General features: G+C 40.6%; 15 protein-coding genes. 8 read left to right on the top strand and 7 right to left on the bottom strand.

Annotation, left to right across the window (positions count from 1 at the left end):
* Nucleotides 1-80 precede the first annotated feature (80 nt).
* The gene (locus DYH48_RS09360; RefSeq protein WP_115334618.1) at nucleotides 81-509 is read left to right on the top strand and encodes a helix-turn-helix domain-containing protein; all 429 of its coding nucleotides are present in this window, start codon (nucleotides 81-83) and stop codon (nucleotides 507-509) included.
* On the top strand, nucleotides 506-2,791 hold the full coding sequence (locus DYH48_RS09355; RefSeq protein ID WP_115334617.1) for a VIT domain-containing protein: 2,286 nt from the start codon (nucleotides 506-508) through the stop codon (nucleotides 2,789-2,791). The genes DYH48_RS09360 and DYH48_RS09355 overlap by 4 nt, the downstream gene beginning before the upstream one ends.
* A 294-nt stretch (nucleotides 2,792-3,085) precedes the next feature.
* Here DYH48_RS09355 and DYH48_RS09350 read toward each other — a convergent pair whose 3' ends face one another.
* From DYH48_RS09350 to DYH48_RS09345, 3 genes are read right to left on the bottom strand one after another with little or no spacing between them, the layout of a single operon-like run.
* Nucleotides 3,086-3,784: a hypothetical protein gene (locus tag DYH48_RS09350; RefSeq protein ID WP_147287768.1), complete on the bottom strand. Its 699-nt coding sequence runs from the start codon at nucleotides 3,782-3,784 to the stop codon at nucleotides 3,086-3,088.
* A gap of 54 nt (nucleotides 3,785-3,838) precedes the next feature.
* The gene (locus tag DYH48_RS23680) at nucleotides 3,839-3,976 is read right to left on the bottom strand and encodes a hypothetical protein (RefSeq protein WP_165689832.1); all 138 of its coding nucleotides are present in this window, start codon (nucleotides 3,974-3,976) and stop codon (nucleotides 3,839-3,841) included.
* Nucleotides 3,977-3,990: 14 nt separating this feature from the next.
* A complete protein-coding gene (locus DYH48_RS09345; RefSeq protein WP_115334615.1) occupies nucleotides 3,991-4,131 on the bottom strand; it encodes an alpha-amylase in 141 nt (46 codons plus the stop codon).
* Between the two features lie 506 nt (nucleotides 4,132-4,637).
* On the opposite strand from DYH48_RS09345, the gene DYH48_RS09340 reads away from it, so the two are divergent.
* The 6 genes from DYH48_RS09340 to dndE all read left to right on the top strand — a co-directional run bounded on the left by DYH48_RS09340 (nucleotide 4,638) and on the right by dndE (nucleotide 12,413).
* Complete coding sequence (locus DYH48_RS09340) at nucleotides 4,638-5,189, top strand: hypothetical protein (protein ID WP_115334614.1); 552 nt, start codon at nucleotides 4,638-4,640, stop codon at nucleotides 5,187-5,189.
* Between the two features lie 7 nt (nucleotides 5,190-5,196).
* Complete coding sequence (locus DYH48_RS09335; RefSeq protein ID WP_115334613.1) at nucleotides 5,197-7,257, top strand: DNA phosphorothioation-associated putative methyltransferase; 2,061 nt, start codon at nucleotides 5,197-5,199, stop codon at nucleotides 7,255-7,257.
* Between the two features lie 75 nt (nucleotides 7,258-7,332).
* Nucleotides 7,333-8,415 carry a DNA sulfur modification protein DndB gene (dndB, locus tag DYH48_RS09330; RefSeq protein WP_115334612.1) on the top strand — a complete coding sequence of 361 codons (1,083 nt, stop codon included), beginning with the start codon at nucleotides 7,333-7,335 and terminating at the stop codon, nucleotides 8,413-8,415.
* Nucleotides 8,412-10,043 carry a DNA phosphorothioation system sulfurtransferase DndC gene (locus DYH48_RS09325; RefSeq protein ID WP_115334611.1) on the top strand — a complete coding sequence of 544 codons (1,632 nt, stop codon included), beginning with the start codon at nucleotides 8,412-8,414 and terminating at the stop codon, nucleotides 10,041-10,043. The genes dndB and DYH48_RS09325 overlap by 4 nt, the downstream gene beginning before the upstream one ends.
* A 7-nt stretch (nucleotides 10,044-10,050) precedes the next feature.
* Nucleotides 10,051-12,066, top strand: coding sequence for a DNA sulfur modification protein DndD (gene dndD, locus DYH48_RS09320; RefSeq protein WP_115334610.1), 2,016 nt, complete (start codon nucleotides 10,051-10,053; stop codon nucleotides 12,064-12,066).
* Entirely contained in the window at nucleotides 12,066-12,413 is a 348-nt protein-coding gene (gene dndE / locus DYH48_RS09315; protein WP_115334609.1) for a DNA sulfur modification protein DndE, read from the top strand. Before dndD ends, dndE begins: the two co-directional genes overlap by 1 nt.
* Before the next feature lie 506 nt (nucleotides 12,414-12,919).
* On the opposite strand, the gene DYH48_RS09310 is transcribed toward dndE, so the two are convergent.
* The 4 genes from DYH48_RS09310 to dptG form a co-directional block, all read right to left on the bottom strand.
* Nucleotides 12,920-14,164, bottom strand: a complete 1,245-nt coding sequence (locus DYH48_RS09310) for a hypothetical protein (RefSeq protein WP_115334608.1) — start codon at nucleotides 14,162-14,164, stop codon at nucleotides 12,920-12,922.
* A complete protein-coding gene (locus DYH48_RS09305) occupies nucleotides 14,157-16,208 on the bottom strand; it encodes a ParB N-terminal domain-containing protein (protein ID WP_115334607.1) in 2,052 nt (683 codons plus the stop codon). Before DYH48_RS09305 ends, DYH48_RS09310 begins: the two co-directional genes overlap by 8 nt.
* Nucleotides 16,209-16,272: 64 nt before the next feature.
* Nucleotides 16,273-21,369: a DNA phosphorothioation-dependent restriction protein DptH gene (dptH, locus tag DYH48_RS09300; protein ID WP_115334606.1), complete on the bottom strand. Its 5,097-nt coding sequence runs from the start codon at nucleotides 21,367-21,369 to the stop codon at nucleotides 16,273-16,275.
* Complete coding sequence (gene dptG, locus DYH48_RS09295; RefSeq protein WP_115334605.1) at nucleotides 21,350-22,675, bottom strand: DNA phosphorothioation-dependent restriction protein DptG; 1,326 nt, start codon at nucleotides 22,673-22,675, stop codon at nucleotides 21,350-21,352. The genes dptH and dptG overlap by 20 nt, the downstream gene beginning before the upstream one ends.

The raw sequence follows: 22,675 nt of genomic DNA, 5'->3' as shown, positions 1-22,675 counted from the left end.
CTAACAGTAAACAGTTCTGTACTTTTTTTGATTAAACTTACCACTTGATATAGACACCAAGACTGTCTAGTATTGGTGTCATGAAAAATATAAACCGCTATACCTTAAATGATCTTTGCCAGCTAATAGAGCTGACACCTCGCACTGTGCGCTTTTATATCCAGAAGTCACTGTTACCTCCACCAGAAGGCACTGGGCGCGGTGCTTATTACACTCAAGTACACATTGAGCGATTGCTTGAAATCAAGAAGTGGCAGGATGCTGGCTTATCTCTTGAGCGTATTAGCGAGCTTCTTTTCGATGAAAGTGACAATAGGCCTCTGCCTCCACTTAAACGATTAAAACCCGGGGACATTGAGGTCTGTAGCCATGTGCATATCGATGAAGGAATATCACTCACATTAAACCCAAGTAAAGCTGGGCTAACCCCTGAGCAAGCTAGACAATTGACCCTAGACGTCATCTCCTTATATCAGCGCACCATATCAAACGTTAAGGAAAACAAATGAACAGTGAAATAGGACTAACGACATTATCAGGTGAACTGATTGCACTAAGGTTTGTTGATATAACGGCAAAGCTAACTGGTGTCTTATCCGAAGTTGAAATAAAGCAGCACTATCAAAACAGTACAACAACCAATATCGAAACTGTGTATACCTTTCCACTGCCCATTGATGCGGTGTTAACCTCATTAGAAGTCGAAATAAATGGTGAGTTACTTCAAGGTCTTGTAAAAGCAAACCGTGCCGCAGAAGAAGATTACGAAGACGCTATCGTAAATGGGGATACAGCTGTCTTGTTAAGCAAAATCAGTGATGGTCTCTATTGTATTAACTTAGGTAATTTACTGGCTGGCGAAGCGGCAGTGATTACATTCAGGTACGCTCAGCTTCATCAGTGGCAAGGCGAAAGGCTTCGTTTTTACCTTCCCACGACCATAGCGCCTAAATATGGCACTCCACAACTCACTAATATCGCTGAACACCAGCTACCTCAGCACTCGTTATTGGCAACTTACAAGTTAACGTTCTCAATCTCTATCGAAGGGCTATTAGCGGGGGCAGCCATTCACTGCCCATCTCACAGCGTAGCTCATCAGGTTGTTAATCAAATAATGAATGTGAGTTTAAACCGGCCTCAAGTGATGGATCGTGACTTCATTCTTGAACTAGGGAAGCCAAAGGGATATGTGGGTGAAGGTTACTGGGCTGATGACGGTGAACACACTGTCGCTTTAACCTCCTTTATTCCGACACTTGAAACAACACCAACGCCAAAACCAGAGACAACAGCTCAAGATGATCCCCGTTGCATAAAAATTGTCGTTGACTGCTCGGGTTCCATGGCAGGAGATTCGATTGAGCAAACGCGTATCGCACTAATTGAAGTCGTTAACCAACTAGAAACCCATGACTGGTTTAACATCATCTTATTTGGTTCGCGCCATAAAAAGCTATTCGAAGAGTCAGTTTTAGCCACTACGGCTAACATTAAAATTGCCCAGAAAACACTACAAAACCTTGAAGCTGACCTAGGTGGAACTGAGATAAAATCAGCACTAGAGGCAGCTTATCGCTCACACTCTCCAACATTGCTGCCTACAGATCTGCTGCTGATCACAGATGGGCAAACCTGGAAAGAAGATGAAGTGCTAGATAGTGCAGCGCAAGCTAACCATCGTCATTTTGTAATCGGTGTAGGCAGTGCTGTCAGTGAAGCGTTTCTAGCAAAGCTTGCCAAAGTCACAGGTGGGGCCAGTGACTTTGTTACCCCAAATGAGGCTATGAGTACACGAATAGTGCAGCACTTTAAGCGAATGAAACAACCGCCACTGCAAAACCCACAACTTTGCCTCAGCGACAAATATGCAGCGCCGCTATGTTTCAACGCCATTCCTATCCATAAAAATACGTTATTTTTAGGGGATACCGTTAATCTGTTTACCCTTTATGAAGGTTATCCTGCAGCAGCTGCCGATCTTTATTATGAAGGCGAGTTTAATGAGGCAGAAAAAGAGCATGAAGTGTATGGTTCTACAATCACGATAACTCACAAAGAAAACGACAAAGGCTTACTCGCCAGGCTTGCAGCCCATGACAGGCTATCTGTGGTAAGTGAAGATGAAGCACTTGAAATAGCTGAAAAGTATCAACTGATCACCAAGTCAACCAGCTATATCTTAGTAAAAACCAATGCGCATACAAATGCATTAGGCATACCTAATCTGCAAAGCATTCCCCATCAATTACCCGCTGGGCAGAGTGGCTTTGGTCGTGTATTAGTTGAAATTCCCATGGTCTCTAGCCAAATGCAGATATGCGACGCAGAGCCGCTGATATTTTTCTCTGCTGATGCGCCCTCAGCCTCAGATGACTTAGATATTCCAGCCTTCCTTAGGATGAAAGATGATGATTGGTTAGATATCCCTAAATTTTCAATCACCGCTGATGCCACAGACACTGCATCGACATCTTTAGCCCTGTCACTCAACCAAGAGTTCACTCCTGACAGTCAATTGACCATGGATGAGTATGATATCGCTGATATTGAAGCGCTAGGTGAGGATGAAGCCATCATTGAGGTGCTTTACCAATTAGAACACGCCGGCTATAACGAATATAAGCTGGTGGCAGCCTGGTTGAGTATTTATAGCGAGTTTAACCCTAACAACCCACTAAGCCGCCATGTTACTAGGTTAATCAGAGTGTTATGTAAAGAATTTGAGGTGAGTGAAGCGCTTATCAATACGGTTAGAGAAACCATAAAACAAGAAATATCAGTCGCATGAACTAAAAATATGTACAGACTCTAAAAATAAAGGCCGAACGATTCTTCACCAAGAAAAATGGTTCGGCCTTACCCACCCCTATCCCATATTGCTAAGGATCTATTCAGCTACTTGGCGTACCGTTCACCTAGCCAATGGCAAATCACAAAGCACCGGAAATGTTTTAATACGACCAAGGAGCAATGATGTCTCCTAGTGGTACCGCATAAGCGTTAACATTTGAAATTGAGTTGTGCATCCAACTCGATTAGGAGACTAGCTCTCCTTGGGCTTTTTGGGTTCGATCATTATCGCTTATTCAGCATTAAGGTCAACGATATCCTCAGACTTGAAGCCATGCTTTAACAGCGTCTGCCTGATGATATACTTAAGAGTGGTTGAAGAATGTTTAAAAGAAACTTTCGCTGGATTTTCCCTACTTAACAAGAACTCTGCGAATTGATCAACTATTCCAACCAGTTCGGCGGCATCTAATTCAGAGTAAATTTTCAACACTTTCCAATTTGCTTCTTCATTTTCGCTATGTGCCAAAGATGAAATATCATTTCCATCATGCACTCCATGTTCAGGCAGTCCGTTTCGTGCTTGAAATACTAAGTGATATTGGCTGTTCTGTTTCAAAATAACTAACCGCAACAACGCCACGTTAGTAATACGACGATTAACGAATATCTGTTTTCGAGCAGAGTACTTTAAAAGTATTTCGCCATTTAATTTATAATATTTAAGATCTGTTCCACTATCATCACAAGGTCCATAAAACAGGTGTTCAACCTTTCGTTTCAACAAATCACCAAACTCATTAATAAAGAATCGCATTTGGCGCTCTGTCGCGAGACTATCACCATTTCTCCATCGAGTAACTTGCGCAACGGACTTATCGCTTAGCCCAGCTTTCTTAGCAATCTCCTTGTTGGTCATTCCATGTTCAATTGCAATACGGACCAATTGCTTGGTGTATTTATACTTCCTATCAACTTGCTGTTCTGTCATAACTTTAGCTTTAAATCTATGCTGGTGGAGTACATTCTCCACCAGCATAAGCGATTAGTCATCCCCTAAATAATCATCATTGTTCGGATTATGGGCGTCAGACCAATCATCCATATCTGCATCATTATTCGGGTTATTAATATCTGACCAAACATCTAACTCATCTTGTGACATGTCTGAACTATTAGGCATAACAATGTCCTCCTTTATTTCTTACCTTGGTAACTAGGGTTGTTAGGATTCAGTTGATTACTGCGATTATTCTGAGTTTGTTGATAAGCAGGATTAGTACCTGTTGTACCTTTATTATCATTTGATTGATTTGCTTTGTGATTGTTATTACTCATGTTTATCTCCATTGATTAATTCGAGATAAAGCATAAATTGAGCGTCAAAAAGTCGGAAGTGATAGAGATGTGATTGTTTTGTGAAAATATGTGATTTTGAGTGATAAACCTATAATTCATTAATTTTTCGGCACATCCCAACCAGGAAAATACGCATAAAAACGGTCCATGAAAAAGCGACATGCACCGTTGTCAAAATTAAAAGAGATGTTTTCAATTTTTGAAAAAGTCCAATTGACAGCTTAAGCCTGAACGAGCATATTCGCAAAGAAACTCATGGTAGATCATCGCTTTGATATCTGCAGCTAGGGGAAACAGCAAATCATTGGAACACCGAACACAGGCTTACCTATGAATAATTGGTTCAATAGCACAGATACATGTAAACGTCTTAAGATAAGATCGTGTGAGTTGATGCATAGACGAGAATCTGGAGTATTAGTCTTCAAAAAAGTCGGCAATGCTTACTTCTACCAATTATCTGAAAAAAGACGATAAGACTAAAGATGACCGCAGCACTTAAGGAATATTGTAGTCAGCATTATAAGTTTGAAGACATGTTCCACTGCGGTGAAACATGGCAAAACACCCAATGCCCTAATCTTCCCATTGAGCCACAAAGCTGGGAAGCCTACAAAAAGCTCGCACAAGAAATACTCGACCCTATCACAAACCACTTTGGCCCAGTACAACTCACGTTTGGATTTTGTGGGCAACAACTTAGAAGTTTAATCCGCCAAAATGCTTCCCCAAGAATCGCCCCAACGTTAGACCAACATGCCGCCTATGAGCGTAATACCAAGGGCAAGCCTATCTGCCCTCGCCTCGGTGCAGCAATTGATTTACTGGTAAACAACACCTCATCGCAAGCTGTTGCAATTTGGGCCGCGAGCTATTTACCCTTTGATCGACTCTATTATTATGGCGATGACAAACCCATCCACATTAGTATTGGCCCAGAAAACAGCTCGCAAATTGTTTGGTTGAATACGATTAATAACAGGCGCATACCTAAAAGACTCCCCCTAAACGCCCTAATAACACTCCCCAAAAAATGAGGTGAAAATGATAACATCAACCGCGTTTTTACAGGATGTCGAAGCCTTATCTGTGGGCAAAAAACTCCCCGAAGCCATTTACTTACATCGAGATACGCTTGCGATTGAAAACGCCCAGCTCTATCAGTTTGCCTTGGCCGTTGCGAATGCGCTTAAAATCGATAATAACGCATGGAACATCATCAAACTTTCAAGGCGCCAATTTGCGCTATCACTGCTCAATTACCCCAGTTTTTACACTGATGCCTATCCCGCACTCAACTCAAGTATCAGTGTTGACTTGGGTAAACTCAGTCACAGAGTGGTTGACTATAGTGATTCTGACAATCCACCGATCCTGCACCGTAAAGAACTCATGGTGTTAGCGGATAACCCGCATTACAACACCTTTAAGATGATTACAGTTGAAGGGGAAACAGCAGGTTTATATGAAAACACGCGGCTTATTGGATTTAAGAGCTCTTGGGAAGCGCACATAACCAAACATGGTTACGTATTAATGGATGGACGATTATTTAGGGCCTCAATGTTGCCCGAAACTGATCAACACGACATCGACCGCCATAAAACCGCATTGGTACGCCATTCACTTTCATCTCCGATGAAATCATTAGCAAAACACGGATTTTTTAACGACAATTACTCACTATTCGATTACGGCTGCGGACGGGGCGACGATCTTCGTGAGCTACAATGCCATGGCTTAGATGCATTAGGTTGGGACCCAAATCATTTTCCTGAAGGTGAAAAAACGTCAGCCGCAATCGTCAACCTTGGGTTTGTACTCAATGTCATTGAGGATAAACACGAACGCTTAGAGGCTTTAATCGGGGCTTGGGAATTAACTGAAAAGCTTCTGGTTGTCAGTGTCATGCTTGCCAATGATGAGTTTATTGCTCAATTTACGCCCTACAAAGATGGCGTCATCACCAGCCGTAACACCTTCCAAAAGTACTATCAACAAGCTGAAATTAAATCCTTTATCGAGCGTAGTTTAGACGAAAGCGCCACCGCAATCGCGCCTGGCATTTTTTACATTTTTAAAGATAAGGCTGAAGAACAACAATTTTTATCTCGCCGTTATCGCCGTAACCAACAATGGAAGCAACTCTCCAGCCCTCGGAGCATTACCCAAGGTGATAAAGCACGTCTTTTAGTTGCCAAACACCAAGCGTTATTTGCTGCATTTTGGCAAACGGTACTCGATCTTGGCAGGCTGCCCCAAGAGGATGAATTTGAACCATTTACAGACCTTAAAACCATCGCCGGCACACCAGCTAAGGCCCTTCGAATCCTGCTAGAGATCCAAGGCAGAGAAGAATACGACCAAGCAGTAGAGCAACGCACCCAAGACCTGCTGCTGTTTTTTGCGATGGCCCAATTTGAAAAACGCAAACCCTATACTCAGCTACCCGAAAATATAAAGCGTGATATCAAGGTGTTTTTTGGCGAACACCAAACCGCGCTAAGACAAGCCTCAGAGCTGTTGTTCAAAATTGCTGATACAGCGGCGATTGAGCAAGACTGTAATGAAGCACATCAGCGCTTACCCGCCTCATTACTCAACATTGGACACTCGTTAATCCTGCACAAAACCCATATCACTGCCCTACCGTTACTCCTCAGGGTTTATGTTGGTGCTGGGCTGCAGCTATATGGTGAATTAGACGACATTGACCTGATCAAAATCCATATCACCTCAGGCAAGCTCACGCTCACAGGTTATGATGACTTTGAAAAATCAGTCCCCTTTTTAAGGGAACGCGTGAAAATAAAAATGGCCGAGCAGGTAATCGACTTTTTTGACTACATCAATGAAGCCAAGCGACCACCTTTGTTAAATCGCTCACTGTATATCCACCAACACAGCAATCATTTTCAAAAGCAGCAAAGCTTTGATAAACGTCTAGCAAAACTACTTGGAACGACAAACACCGAAGAAACCTTAATGACAAGAGCCGAATTTGAACAAGCACTTAGCGAAACATCTAAGCGTATTCAGGGGTTTCAAATCGTATCAACCCATGCTGCCTGTACAATTGAAAATAACAAACTCAGTGTCACTTAAATTACTTTTAAATTGCAAGGTATGTCATTAATGACATACTATTACGTCATTAATTAGTTGTATGGCATACTTCACATGATTGACTCCGACTCAGGCTATTGCTATTCATTTCCAGCTGTAAGAGGAATGCAGGCTGGCCGACCATTTTACATAGCAACTTGCCCGCTACGGATTATTCCTAAAATATTTAGTTATAACGAATCCGATGTCCCACCTGAGCTACGTGCACAACGCACACTCAATAAAACTCGTATTCCGGAAATGGTGAGATATTTATTAGAAAATCCAAAAGATTATGTATTTTCAGCGCTTACCGCTTCCGTTGGCGTACACATCTCCTTTGAGGAAACCTTAGCCGCTCCAAATTTAGGACAGTTAAAAATTCCCATGGATGCGCAAATTCTTATTAATGATGGTCAACATAGACGCAAAGCCATCGAAGAAGCGTTAGAAGAAAATCCAGATCTTGGGCAGGACAACATTGCCGTATTATTCTACGTCGATGAAGGATTGAATCGAAGTCAGCAAATGTTTGCTGACTTGAACAAATATGCGGTTAAACCCAGTCCCTCTTTAGGAACTTTGTACGACCATAGGGATGAAAGCTCCGCATTAGCCAGATACCTTGCCTCAGAGTGTCTTCCTTTCAAAGGGCTAACAGAAATGGAGAAATCCAATATCTCGCCAAAGTCCAATAAGCTATTTACTCTTAGCAGTATCAAGCAAGCAACCCGGGCCTTATTGGGGAAAGGCCCCAAAGATGGTTTTAATGATAAAGAGCAACAATTGGCCGAAGAGTTCTGGTCAAAAGTGAATGAACACATGAAGGACTGGCAATTGGTGCAACAGAAAGAAGTTTCACCAGCCCAACTTCGTCAGCAATATTTACACGCTCACGGAGTAGGCTTACATGCTATAGGCCAAATGGGTCACGCCTTACTGTGCGAGCACCCTCAAGAATGGCAAGTAAAATTACCTGCATTAAAATCTGTCAACTGGGAAAAAACAAATCCAGAATGGATCAAACGCGCAATGCTTCATGGTAAACTCAGTAAAACGAACTCATGTATCCAGTTAACGTGTAATGCCCTCAAGCTGCACCTTTCACTTCCTCTTACACCTGAAGAAAAAATACTGGAAAAACAGGTAAATAAATGAGCATTACAATACTCTCTGATGATCTCCCAGAGGAATACCAGAATTTTATTAGCCAAGAAACCTTCGCCAATAACAAACTAAGCCATTATATCGCCGATGTACAAAGAGTTTACCTCGCAGATAAAAGACCTTGGGTAATTGGCTACAGTGGTGGAAAAGACTCATCGGCTGTAATGTCATTGGTTTATATGGCATTACAAGGTTTAGACAAAGAACAACGCACTAAGCCCATTTTTGTTGTGTCTTCAGACACTCTGGTTGAAACGCCAGTAGTAGTGAATCACATTTCCAATTCTTTGGAAGCCATAGGTAAAGGTGCCAAACTGGACCAATTACCTATTACTGTGCACAAGGTGACGCCAAAAACAGAAGCGACTTTCTGGGTTAACCTGCTAGGCAAAGGTTATCCTGCACCAACCCGTAGTTTTCGCTGGTGTACTGAACGGATGAAGATTGATCCTGTCAGTGATTTCATTAAAGAAACCGTATCCAAATATGATGAAGTAATAGTGGTATTAGGCTCTCGTAGCCAGGAGAGCGCTTCCCGTGCTCAAGTTATTGCCAAACATAAAATTGATGGTTCACGCCTCGCGCGACACACGACATTAGCCAACGCCTTCATTTATACGCCCATCGATACTTGGGGTGTGGATGATGTCTGGAAAATACTCCGTATGTGTAGTCTAGAGTCGAAGGAAACGGCCTACGGCATCAAAAATATTTGGCGCGATGATTATGAGTTAGAGTGGGAAAATCCTTGGGGCAGCAAAAACCTAACCCTTTGGAACCTTTATAAGGATTCTTCTGGCCAAGGTGAATGCCCTATGGTTATTGACGAAACAACTCCTTCATGTGGTAATTCTCGTTTTGGCTGCTGGACTTGTACTGTTGTTACTCGCGACAGGGCAATGGAAAGCCTTATTTTGAATGGTGAAACATGGATGGAACCATTACTAAAATTCAGAGATCTTCTTGCTCAAACCTCTGTTCCTGAAAACAAGGATATATACCGCAACTACAAACGCCGAAGCGGAAAAGTGAGCTACCAATACGCCAAAGAAGGGGAAGATATCAATGTTGAACGTAAGCATGTCCCTGGGCCATATTGGCTAAAATACCGTCAAGAATGGCTACAACAACTGCTTCAACTGGATAAGCAATTCAAAAAAGAAGGTCGCGAGATTGAGCTTATCACCGTACCTGAATTACATGCTATTCGGCAGCATTGGTTAAGAGACCCGAACGAGCCAGATTGGAACGATAGCCTGCCGCAAATCTTTCGAGAAGTGTATGGCTATGACCTCGATTGGGTTATTGATGACAGCGCCTCTTTTGGAAAAGTCGAAGCAAGACTGGTTAATGATTTAAGTCAAGAGTTCAATGTATCACCAGAAATGGTAATGAAATTAATCGAAATGGAAGTATCCCTTGATGGTCTAAGCCGTCGTATTGGCGTGTTTGACAAGCTTGCGAGCATTCTCAAGCAAGACTGGGGTAGCCTTGAAAATATCAAAGTCAAACATACCAATGTACAAAGCCGCATAGAGTTGGATTTGTATAAAGAGCAGATGGACGAATACAACAAAGAACTAACCGATCTTGACCGATTGTTAAGTGAAGAGTTTTAAGGTTTTTATGATTATTACACGTTTAACACTTAACAATTTCCGAGTCTTTCGTGGAACCCAGGAAATTGACCTTGCCCCAAGAAGTAAAAAAATTGGGACTTCTGGCAGTGCCCAACATCATCGCCCTATCGTCCTTTTTGGCGGTCTCAATGGTGCCGGCAAAACCTCAATATTAACGGCTATTCGTTTGGCGCTATATGGACGCCAAGCACTAGGAAAGAATCTTTCCGGGCCAGACTATATCAACCAACTAGGTGAGCTCATTCACAAGGCCAGTAACGCTGGCAGCCAGTCAGATAGAGCAAACATTGAGTTAGAGTTTATCTATAACCAGCAAGGAAGTGCACACACCTACAAGATCATCCGTGGTTGGAAAAAAGGTCAGAAAGATAAGTTAACACTAGAAAAAGATGGTACTGCCCTTTCCGAGCTGAGCTATGACCAATGTCAGGGTTTTTTAAATGAACTCATTCCCACTGGTATCGCAGATCTCTTCTTCTTCGATGGTGAAAAAATTGCAGAACTTGCCGAAGATGAATCAGGTGAAGTACTGCAAACCGCTGTTCGTCGTCTACTGGGCTTGGATGTTATTGGCAAACTAAAAAGTGATCTTGGCATTTTTCTAAAACGAAAAGGTGTTGAAGGTGCAGCTCAAAGTGTCCATGCAGAGTTAAAAACGCTTGAAGAAACTTGTGAAGCACATAAAGCACGTAGCGAAAAACTACGTCATATTGCTGACCAGATAAAAGTCCAAATTACCTCGATACAAACCGATATTTTGGCAAAAGAAGATAAGCTTTCAAGCCAAGGCGGCGCATGGGCAAATTCCCGCGAAGCAGAGCAAAGCAAAGCTGACTTTCTGATAAAGGAAAAAGCTGAACTTGAAAAACTCATTCGCCATGAGATGGAATCGACACTACCGATAGCACTCGCCCCCTATGCGGTTGCAGCTTTACTGTCACAATTAGAGGTTGAGCAAAAGCAAAAGCAGCAGTTGCACTTTACAGAAGAGCTTAAAGGTTTCCTTGACACATTAAAAGGCCGCTTGAGTTTTGACTTGAATGCATCAGCCCCCGTAGCGATGGCGGCCATTCATGACTGTTTTTCTGATTACCAGTCGCATATCCCTAACGATAAATTACTGTTTGATGTTTCTGAGCGGCAATTCAGGGAGCTAGATATTCAAGTGAATAGTGAAGCCAAAGCCTCTTATGGTCGCTTTGCGCAAGCTCGTGCACGTCTTTGCGAACTTGAAGAAGAGCTAGCACAAACGGCAGCCAACATCGCAAGAGCGCCAGCACAGGAACAAGTTGAAGGCTTATTTAATCAAGTGCGTGAGCTTGATAAACAAAAGCAAAAGCTCGTGATGGACTACAGCAATGTGCTTAATGAGGCTAAACAAGCGCTCCGTGAAGCGCAGGACATAAACCGTAAGATCCAGAAATTACATGAAAAACATACGGCGCAAACCAATGCCGCCGAGGGGGTTGAAAATGCCCAAAATACTCTGATGATGCTTGATGCGTTTGCAAAAAAGCTCACAGCACTGCGTGTTGCACAACTAGAGAAAGAATTTCTCGGCTCTTACCAGCGCCTGGCTCGTAAAGAAGATCTGCATTACCGAGCATCCATCAACCCAACATCATTTGATGTGGAATTGATTGATGACAATGGTAACGTTTTGAACCGTAAAGCTATGTCGGCAGGAGAGAAGCAAATTTATGCTATCTCTATTCTTGAGGCTCTTGGTAAAACCTCAGGCAGAAATCTGCCAGTCATTATCGATACCCCACTGGGTAGATTGGACTCCAAACACAGAGATAAATTGGTTGAACATTACTTCCCTGAAGCCAGCCATCAAGTGGTTATCCTCTCAACCGATACCGAGATTGATGAGTCCTATGTCGACAGTCTAAAAGACGATATTTCCCATCGTTTTGAAATTAGTTTCGACAGTGCCACCAAATCCTCGAAAGTGGTTGAAGGTTATTTCTGGGGACAACAAATCAAGGAGGCCATCTAATGCTACCCAATCGTATGAACCTTACTCAGACCACTGAAGAGCATTTGAAAAAGCTAAAGGCCAATACTGGGGTAACACCCAATGTCTCAGCCAGAATTGCCTTTTTTCGCTCAATTGAGTCTGATTTCCGCTATGCTGGCACGGAAGCAAAGCTTAATGGCAGCTTAGTGCTGGATAAAATCACTTGGTTAGGCGATACCGCGGAGCTTACAGAATTGCTTCTAAAAATGTATTACCCAAACCAAGATGCCAAACAATTGCAGCAAGCTTGGGCAGCACATGTGGCAGATGGTGTGGCTTCGTTAAGAAATCATACACGACTATTACAATTATCTGACAATATTTAGATATAAAAATGCGTGTTAACTGTATAATACGCATTTAAATTCTTAAACAAGGATGAAAAAACATAAAACAATGTTTCTGACTAATACCAGAATTATATTTTTAGTTTTATAAAAATAACTAGATCGACTTCCCACTCAATAATTTACCTCTTTCTTTAAATAAAAATTAAAGCTGGGTTATATTAAAATAGTTTATAAAGTTTCAATAGTAAATACTTTCAAGATTAGCCATAAGAAGCTCACTGCGACTAGTATATAAATTTCACTTAGAGAATTTAGAACCCACAAAGATAATTAAGTTAATATTAGAGGTGGTAGCGTTAAAAAAAGGACTAAATTAAATAATATTTAATAAAGAAATGAGTGAATTAACAGTAGAACTGGCGTCAAGATAGATTAAACCAAAGAAGTTCAAGATGTAAGATAAAAAATCTCGCTAATAAAATTACTCATCAAAGCTTACAGCCCAAATATAATTTAAAAGTATTATATTTGGGCTATTAAACTTAACTAAAATTCTTTATTGAGAAAATATTGCTATTATCTAAATACTCAAAAAAATTCAAATAAGGATTTAGCCTAAATGCATTTTCAATTTTAGTTAGTACAAGTTTCCAATTGCAGTTAACTTGAGAACAAGAAGCTTCTAAACCAAAAATCAAATTACGAACTTCAGTAGAAAAATTATTAACTACAACATTATTCACTTTAGAATCACCATGAGCTAATAAAAAGTTATTTCTAAGTGATTTCATATCAGATAAATAGTTTTTAGTTTTAGAATTAATTTGATTACCATAAGCAGTTGCAATTACTTCTCCCCATTTAGCGCCAAAGCCATTCACAGGATGACCTTTTAACAAAAACACATCTCGACCTTTAATCTGACCACTTTTATTATAAAAGTCACCTATACTTGCCAAACCGTTCATTATAAGAAATCCATCACAATATGTTTCTAATGACCTAAAAAAAAACATAAAGGCACTAGCAATAAACCCTAAAGAATGCTTCACGAGCCCTATATAAAAAAATAGCGCTGAATAAAACTTATAAATAGCAGGGTAACCATCAATTATTTGAAGATTACTTGATTGACCTGAAATCATAGATACCCCCAAACTAAATAGCTCTCTTTTATATTTCAGGTTCTCCAACGAATGACAAATGTTATTTTTAAAGAATTCTTCATATAATAATTTCCCTGCAACCAACTCTTTTAAGGATATGTTATCAAAACATGTATCATTCTTTCTTAAATAAACATCACTGGTAGCTAGAAAGCTCTCACCCGCGAGAAAGTCAAAATCGATTTTCGATAGATTTTGTTGAGAAGTAAAAAAGTTTCTCATCATACTACAAACATCTGGTGTAACTCTTAATTCATCAATTTTTTTAATGTAATATTTATAATTGACAAAATAGTCAACTGAAAACATATCATTATTAAAACTTGATATATCTGAAAATCTAATCCTACGATCAACTATTGAGAAGTTTTTTTCACCTTCAAAGAAATAAATTTCGCTATCTATAACTTTTAGAGATATAAGGCTAATTATAGATAACAGTGGTAACGAGGAGTTAATGAAGTAGCTCTCGGCACTAATGTAATTGATAAATCTGTTATAGCAACCTTCTGTACGCTTAACTATATATAACCTATCAAAAAAAACTGGATAAGCAGGCATGATATACTCAGTCAACTTATCCTCATCAATCACTAACACTCTTTTCAATAATTTACTCATCCTCAAACCCATTTAGCGTATAAACAATCCAACTATTATCCTCCCCCAGATAACTAGATAATGATTTGTCAGCCAATTCAAACTCAGTATTCAAAATACCCATAACTAGTGTATCGAATTCTTTAGATGCTTCGATTTTACTGGCGCTACTCTTTGCAACCTTCAAGTCTTGATCACGTTTTTCTTCCGCCGCTAGTAGTATTTCGCGGTCATAGCTAGATAAAGAAAAGTTGGACTTATAGGTCTTAATGAAATTTGATTTTTTATCTTTAATCATTCTGCCATAATACAAACTAAACTCTTTTACACCAAAATTCACAAGTGCATTTTCAATAACATCTGTAAAATTAAAATAACGTGTAAACTTTAAATCCAATAATTTTAAAAGAATTAACCTAGAAATCTGTTTTTTGCTTTCTTTAGTAACTTTTATTCGACTTCCATCAAATACAGTACCTTGAATGTGTGGATTATTAACATTTAGTATTGCGGCATTATCATCTAATGATGATTCAACAAGTTTGCATAAAACCTCAGATACGGTATCGACAGGAATACCTCTTGGTATTAACAACTCCAAAAGTTTACACCAACTCTCAATGATAGCTTTTTGATAGATCGTTTTTCTGGCAATCTCTGGAAGAATTTCATCCCGATGCTGTTTATACTCATCTAAAAATCTAGCTAATAATGACTTGGCTGATTTATCATCTCCACTAATAGGGTCATTAAATAAGAGATGACATTTGACAACCTCAGCGGACTCACAATGAGGATCCCTATTTTCTATAACTTTGTTAATAAACCGGTCTAAATCTATAGTGAAATAATTAAAAGCAATTTCATAATGTTTAACGCCAAAAAATACTCTTTTAAGGAAAATAGTAATTGATGAATTAACCAGTTTTGTTAATTTTTCTTTATGTTGCAAAGAAAAATCTCGCCAAGGAAAATCTTTAGGCATAACATTTTCTTGATTATACTCATCAAGTCCAAAACTAAATTCATTAATATTATCTCTTAAGCCAATAACATCTGAAATCAATTTTATACCAGAATCAGATTTAAATGACTCCTCAAAACCAGAGTTTAAAACACCAATACTTGTTAAAGTATGTTCTCTAGTTATAGTAAGTGACTCCTTGTGATTTTTTGTATTCCACTCAACTAAAGCTAAAGCATTAACTCCAAGCTCGGGATCTTTTAACAACTCATTACAAAAATCACGACATATAATTGAACCTAGAGTATTATCCTGTAAAAGAGTTAAGAAATGACCACTAACTCTTTCGACCGTAGAGTTAACGTCAACAAAAAGACTTCTCATAAAACTAGGTATAGATGGTTGTATGTCTGCATCATTATTTAACCCATGACAAGAGTTTGCCGCATAAATAATACATACCGGTACAACAATATCTTTAACTTTACTGTAACTATGTGCGCGTAGATGCTCTAAAGCATAAAGCCTATGTTGCCCATCAATAACAACTAGTTTGCCACCTCTAACTTTTTTCTTGGTTAAATACACTTCAATTTTTGCTTGGCCAATATCAATTTTTTTATCTGAAATGCCGTGTTCAACTGTCACAAATGATATATCAACTCCACTCTTAGAACCAAAATTGGTGACTTTGAACAATCCTGGCCATTCTCTTAAATAAGTTTCACCATACTCATCTTGATTTTCATCAAAGTTACTATCAGGATAGTAGTTTACTAAATTATTTTCTGTATCAGTTTCTACAACAGCAACCAATAGCGGAGGAAGAAAAACAACCTCTTTTTGTATATCACCTTCGGTGGAGGTAATATAACGACTAATTTCACTTAGTGCTCTATCTTGATCAATATCTCTCTGTATTAGATAATCGAAATTGAGACCAGAACTAATATCTCTTGCAAATGATAAGTTTGCAATTTCATCGATTGACATTGTGGACATAATGAATTCAACCGGAGCTGAACCATTACTTCTAAAAACACCAAAAGATCCGACCCTTTCGAAATTATATTTATATTTATCTATATTTGTTCTTCGCATAACAATCCTCAAATTTAATTTAATTTAAAATCATCTTTTATCTAGTATCTTGTTGAACATATTTCTACAACTCCCAAAACGCTCTATCCCGCATTTTCTGTAGTTTCTTGGCACCATCAATATATAAGCTGTTATGCTTTTCAAGCTTATTAATGGTTTCCATGAGTCTTTCTTGCTCTGATTTTTCGTTAACACTGAAAATGGCTTTAATATCTTGAGGTTTAATTTTAGCAACGCGGTGCACAACCCAAGTCATCACATAACTGGAATAATCATTTTCTCCGGTTTGGAAGTGAGTAATATCCTGAGTAGAGAGCACTACGCCAACACCATATTCGCGCCCTTCTTTAAGGATTTTGCGAAGGCTGGGGAAGTTTTGCGACATAAAGTTATCGGCCTCATCCACAAGCACAAGTTTGGTGATTTGACGAAAATCACCAACAACTTCAGGCTTACCATGCTTTTGCATTTGCGAATAAAACAGATCTAAGGTTAACGCCACCACTAGGTTTTGAACCTCAGAGGGATATCCCGCCAGCTCTACAACAGTAATACCGCTAATGAGATCATATAGACTCATGCATTGGGCATTTTTGTCTTCAAAAATCTCGAGCTCATACAAACTTTCGAGCGCGGCATAGAGTGAGTCTTCATCGGGTTCGGTTTCAATAAACAGCTCCCACACATCGGCTATGGTCGGGGCAAGTTTTTGCCATGTGCTTGAGTCAGATTTATTGATCCCCGCAAGCTCGTAGGCCTCGCCAACCAGCTTGCGAAGTCTTAACTGCTGCTTTTGCCCCAAGTTAAAGGCTTTACCCATAGTTTCTGAAAAGCCACGTGCGGTGTGCACCGGCAGCATCGGCGTATCGCCGTATAAACTCAATGGGTTATAGGGAAGCTTGTGAAGCTTGTACTTCTTAGCCTGAGTGGCGTCTATAAACTTATCATCCACATAGTCAGACTTGTAATCGAAGACCAACATGCCAATAGGCGCACCGTTAACATTGTCGGCTTGATTGCGATGCAATTGAGTAATGACCGACTTGGTGAACTGAGTTTTACCTGTGCCCATAGTGCCAATGATGCCCGTATTGGTATTCATAAATTTGGCAGTATTGGTTGGCTCCCAATTTAACGGCGCTTCGGTAGTGGCATTATGGCCAAACAGCACCGACAAATGCCCACTCGTGGCAGTATTTAGCCTTTGCGTGGATATCGTAGGCTCAGACTCTTGCTGAGTTTTTTTATCAATATTCTCAGTCTCATCAGTATTTACATTTGGCAGCGTGGATTTATCGCCTGCGCTGGGAACTTCGGTTTCGTCCTCTATGGTATCTATCGGAACTCCGCTGTAATCCCTTGTTAACATATACTTTGTTGGAACATGGCAAAGTTTTGCGATATCCGTTGTTGTTAACAGCTGCTGCAGTGGTGTTTCAACCAAAGTTTTAAGAATGGCCATGGGTAAATCGATACGCAGAATGCCATCTACCAGCTGATAGTCAGGTTCGAATACCGCATCACTTTCAAGGTGGCTGACCACAAAGCCTGCAGGATAGTTAGCGATGCAAGCAAGTGCGTAATCGCCTTTTAACCACTGCTCTTTTTCGGCAAGCAATCCGTCAAAATACCCAGGATTAAAGACGTTATAGAGACGATATTTATCAATCTGCATCAATACTTGGCGCATAAATAAACCACGGTGCAACTTTCCTGCAACCGTTGATTTCCCCAGAATATCAGCGCTCATATAACGGAGTAACTCTTTAGCCTGAGCGACAGCCTTTTGATAATTAGGCGTAGCGCCCGTTTTCACCTCAAGCGGCAATAAATAGATTTGCTGCGCTTTAAAGCCAACCAAAAGTACATCGTCAGATATCGCCCCTTTAACGTAACCATTCAGCCTGCACGAAAAATCACTTTCTGAAATCTTCAGACCGATGTTACCTGCTACGCGTATCATCTCGCCTACAGACAATGGCACCCAAGTGATATCGGATTGGTGCAAAAGACTCACAATAAACTTGTAGGCGCCAATAATTCCCTTGCGCTCTTTGTTCACCTTTGGTGTACAGGTCATCATCTTAAGTAACCAATCACCATTGAAGGCGTTGAACTCATTGAGTCTGCCACCATCCCCCTGCTGTATTACGCGCTCAAATAACTGGGTTTGTGCCGTAACAGTAATCGCATCATAACTGGCTGAACTGGTGTATTGGTCAGAGTAATGGATCAGCACCACATCTTCATTACTGTGGAAAAAGTCCAAGGTGACTTTAGGGTCAATAATCGTGGTCCAAATAGAGCTCTCGTATGAACGCTTTAGCAAGGTTTTAAAATCTTCATTGACCGCAATAACGACTGCGTCAGTCCCTTGATAAGGCGTATTTGGCTGCAGTGCTGGCTTGATTAGTGAACCAATATATTTAGCCATTTTCAGGTGTGGTAAATCGCTGTATTCAACCCCCTGCAAGCCAAAGCCGGTTAGATAAGAACCGTTATCACTCTTTGAAGCCTCACCCGCCAATAAACCATCGCAGGCAATCCCCGAAACCATGCTGTCGATAGCGATACTGGTGCAATCAACCTTATTGTTATTTCGGAAAAAGGTTAAATGTGCATAGGCTTGCCCAGCAGAGTCACCTTGGGCATTGGTAAATTTACTGTAAGTCAGGCGGGTACGTAGCAGATCAATCACCGTATCTGCTGTCTCACGGGCTTTACCTTTATTAAGTTCAAGCCATTCTTTTAATTCATCATAGTTTGCTGTTTCAGCAAAGCGGTCAAAGGCGTTAAACGATAGATCATCATCGTACAGGTTAACGTGAATCGCAGCCGACTTATCCATATTTGTGCGAATGTAATCGACCAAGCCTAAAAACAGCTCATTTGCGGCATCTTGGTTAACGGCATTCACTAAAATGCTGTTGTCATTGCCACTAAATAGTTGAGTAAAGGCAAGCTGAAACTCATCTAGCTTTTCTTTCACCAGTTTTCGCACAAAGGTCAGTGCACTTTTTTCTTGTGGCACACTGCGCAGCCAAAAAGCGTTTTCTCTGACCCTTTGGTTATAGGCAAAGCCATATAAGGGATGATAAACATAAGGCAGTAAACCTGTTGCTGACAGTCGCTCAAAGGTCACATCGGGTAAGCTTTCGAAGCTACTATCTCGTTGCATTGTTTGGCTAAGATAGAGGTTATAGGCCAGCAATAAAGGATGGTAAGGCGAATAGTACTCTTCACCATCTGCCGCGATGTTCCCGATTTTAATTGCTAATTTTTGTGCGCTTGAAAGCATACCGCCTGTGGGTATGGCTTCAAAAAAACTTAAATAGGCATCCACGAGTCGAGAAACGATTGCGGTGAAATCAACTCCCCAAGACACTAATGATGGAATCGTGTTGTGGGTTGATAGATATTCGAATAGGTCTTGGTAAGCGCTGTGAATGTTATCGTCTACTGCCAGCAATTGACTCAGTTCAATTGGCTTACTATCGAGCTGCGCAACAATACGATTATCAACAAAATCTTGTTCCCAACGCAGTAATTTTAGGCGCAATCCTGGGACAACGAATTCGCTGTTATCCAAGCTAACCTTGCCTTTTTGGTATAACAGCTCACCGTTATAGTCATTTTTAAATAGCTTGTGGTAACGCCCTCGATTAAGCAGCAGTGGTATCGTTAATGAATCGGTTGCCACAGCGCCTTCAACGTTAAAACAAAGCTGATTTTCACCCGACTGCACAATAAAATCGATTTCATCAGACTCATTTGCTAGAGCTTCAAAATCGACTAAATCATATTCCGCTTTATTGACCACCTGTTTTGCATCAAATAATGACAAGGCTTTTGTACCGCCTTTAATTATTTGCAGCTTGTTTTCATCCATATTAAGCGTGAGGCGCATTTTAGCTGGCTCAATCAAAAACAAGTTTTTAATCGGCTCGATGTAAAACTCACCTTTACGCACAACTAAGCAGCGGAAGTTATAAACCTCGGACTTATTTTCACGCTTTAACTGCAGGTTAAAAAACTGCGGCTCATGTGCATACGTCGCCTTTAGCGTTGCGCTACATCCATGCAGTGGATTATTTCTGGCACTGATTAGGTAATCAACTTTTATGCCCTTAGCAGGTTTAAGGCTGAACTGACTCTTATCGAGATTATTTGCACCAGCAAAATTAAACTTAAGCTCGTATTCATTCACCTCATTATCAAGTTCGATAATGATATGCCTATCGCGCATACCTGCTTTGGATTCAGATTTATTGCGAGCAATAACGGTCATCCCCTTAATGCCTTGCTCATCTTCCAGTATCAACTGCTGAGTAGAATTACGCTTCATTTCATCCAAATAACGTTGAAAATCGACGTTTTTCCAGCTATCAGTCTCGGAAAAGTGTTCGCGGATAAATTTTTCACCAAAGGATTTCAACCGTTCCTCAAGCTGATCACCAAAATGCTCAACCTCAAAACTCAACTCTTCGTATAAGGCTCTGTTTTCAGCCAGACGGCGACGAAGCTGAGCAGGTTGACCTTCATAAAGCACAATTTGTGGGTCATTAAGCATTCCTAACTCGTTAAAACGCAAATCACCATCGCGCACCGCGTTATATAAAGCTTCAAAACCAAACATGGTGGCGCCATCATCTAAAATGGCATCAAACTGATCGTCAAGTAGACACTGTGAGACACCTCTGCCAGTATCTTGCTGATCTATCAGTCCCTTTAATGCACGCTTAATTTCCTCGGTATTCCACACCTGACCTGGTTGAGATAAGTCTTCTGCGGAGTTAATAACTGTATCGAGCAAACTGTTGTGAATAATGAGCAGCGCGAAGCCCTTTAAAAAACCTTCTTGTCCCGCAACTTCATCACGTAATAAGGAAATATAATTTTCGGTAAACCCCATTGATTCATGTGGTTGCTCACTTTGGATCACAGGTACAACTTTACAGCTACCAAGCTGAAGATAAGGTAGTAAGACTCCGTGATCTGACGAAATATCACCCGCTTTCAAGGCGATTAACGCTTGGTACAAACGAATACTGTTTTCACTATCGGGCGATTTAAATTGGTAACGGAAGCCTGCCTCAATAACCGTGCCTGCCTTGCCTAAAAATTGTTCAACCAAAAATGTCTCAAATGGTTTTACGGACATATACTGCGTCTCCACTGTCGCTCATGCGCTCCACGTTACCTATGCGCTCGTAAAATTTAATCAGCTCTTGCTCGGTTTGCTTATCGACGAAAATGCCACGCAATTTGAATTCTTCCAGTAAATCATGGAAGCGAAGCTTCTCTTCATCGCCAACAACAATATTGGTCAGCAATATGATGTGGTCTTGATTGAGGACCAGAACTCTTCCTGAGCGTCCTCTCGATTGGACAAAATTAGCCGCAAGATGGGTTTCAACTTCCTGTACGTATTTTTTATTAATATTGAGGCGCTCACCGACGTTAAACTGCGCCATCGCAAGCTTCATGATGTTTTCAAGCCAATCTAACGAAGATTCTGAGCGGATAAACTCAGTATCCAGTTGTCTTTGACTCCTAAACGCATGCGCAAAAGCTTCCAACTTAGGCTTTAAATCTAATTGGCAGTCAATCACATCTCGGGTAATTTCCCATAATGGACGTTTTTCGACATCTTTGAGTTGGAGTAACTCCAGCATGGTCAACATAGGAAATAAGCGTTCTGCTGACGCTTTGAACATAACGTATCCATGGTTTCTTACATGGCTTCGCTCGTTACTGGCACGCTCATGATCCATGATAAAGTACAGTGGTTTAGCACTTGGCTCTTCACCCGAACGCCAAGAAAGCAGTGACAAACTCAGTTGCGCGGTATATGTGAAACCGTAGAAAGACAAAAAATGCTCAATTTCACTCAGCAAGTACTTCGGACGACTTGCCAAAAACCGTAAGTCTTTACGGAATACTTTGGATAAAAAAGGTAAATAAGGACGCTCAGAAGGTTCAAACGCACTATCATCCTTCATTTTGCGGCGTAAGGTTTCTAGCATCTCTCGCTCAAGAAAATTTAGATTTCCATTGAAGGATTCAATCTTTTGCCCTCCCGCGAGATTGGTAAACATAGATGCAATCCTGCTATCGCCGGCATTAATGAGATCTTTTTGGGCACGAAATAGTAATAACTCCGGGCTCACGGCAAAGATGTCTTTATTATCAAAGTACATCTCCCTAAGTACATCCCAAAAGGCTTCTTCGCCTAGTTTCTCTTGCAGTGTATTTTGGCAATCGGTGACAAACTGCTCGTATTCGTATTTTTCAACTTTTTTGCGCAGCAACCCACGTAACACTAGGCCAATAACAGCATCCCATTCAAAATCATTGCCCTTTGTTCTAATCGGCAAATAGCTATTCAAGCTATTTTTGTTGGGTATGTCTTTTTCTGTTTGTGGTAACTCAGCGTTTATCGGCATCGTAAATTTATCTGTCATCAT

This window comes from Shewanella baltica, from assembly GCF_900456975.1.
Lineage (GTDB): Bacteria > Pseudomonadota > Gammaproteobacteria > Enterobacterales > Shewanellaceae > Shewanella > Shewanella baltica.
Note: the sequence above shows the minus strand (reverse complement) of the source record. Positions and strands in the feature narration are given on the sequence as shown.

Bases quoted from the DNA above. Each gene is read 5' to 3' on its own strand.
- DYH48_RS09360 (WP_115334618.1), top strand. From the start codon at position 81: ATGAAAAATATAAACCGCTATACCTTAAATGATCTTTGCCAGCTAATA.
- DYH48_RS09355 (WP_115334617.1), top strand. From the start codon at position 506: ATGAACAGTGAAATAGGACTAACGACATTATCAGGTGAACTGATTGCA.
- DYH48_RS09350 (WP_147287768.1), bottom strand. From the start codon at position 3,784: ATGACAGAACAGCAAGTTGATAGGAAGTATAAATACACCAAGCAATTG.
- DYH48_RS23680 (WP_165689832.1), bottom strand. From the start codon at position 3,976: ATGCCTAATAGTTCAGACATGTCACAAGATGAGTTAGATGTTTGGTCA.
- DYH48_RS09345 (WP_115334615.1), bottom strand. From the start codon at position 4,131: ATGAGTAATAACAATCACAAAGCAAATCAATCAAATGATAATAAAGGT.
- DYH48_RS09340 (WP_115334614.1), top strand. From the start codon at position 4,638: ATGACCGCAGCACTTAAGGAATATTGTAGTCAGCATTATAAGTTTGAA.
- DYH48_RS09335 (WP_115334613.1), top strand. From the start codon at position 5,197: ATGATAACATCAACCGCGTTTTTACAGGATGTCGAAGCCTTATCTGTG.
- dndB (WP_115334612.1), top strand. From the start codon at position 7,333: ATGATTGACTCCGACTCAGGCTATTGCTATTCATTTCCAGCTGTAAGA.
- DYH48_RS09325 (WP_115334611.1), top strand. From the start codon at position 8,412: ATGAGCATTACAATACTCTCTGATGATCTCCCAGAGGAATACCAGAAT.
- dndD (WP_115334610.1), top strand. From the start codon at position 10,051: ATGATTATTACACGTTTAACACTTAACAATTTCCGAGTCTTTCGTGGA.
- dndE (WP_115334609.1), top strand. From the start codon at position 12,066: ATGCTACCCAATCGTATGAACCTTACTCAGACCACTGAAGAGCATTTG.
- DYH48_RS09310 (WP_115334608.1), bottom strand. From the start codon at position 14,164: ATGAGTAAATTATTGAAAAGAGTGTTAGTGATTGATGAGGATAAGTTG.
- DYH48_RS09305 (WP_115334607.1), bottom strand. From the start codon at position 16,208: ATGCGAAGAACAAATATAGATAAATATAAATATAATTTCGAAAGGGTC.
- dptH (WP_115334606.1), bottom strand. From the start codon at position 21,369: ATGTCCGTAAAACCATTTGAGACATTTTTGGTTGAACAATTTTTAGGC.
- dptG (WP_115334605.1), bottom strand. From the start codon at position 22,675: ATGATGACAGATAAATTTACGATGCCGATAAACGCTGAGTTACCACAA.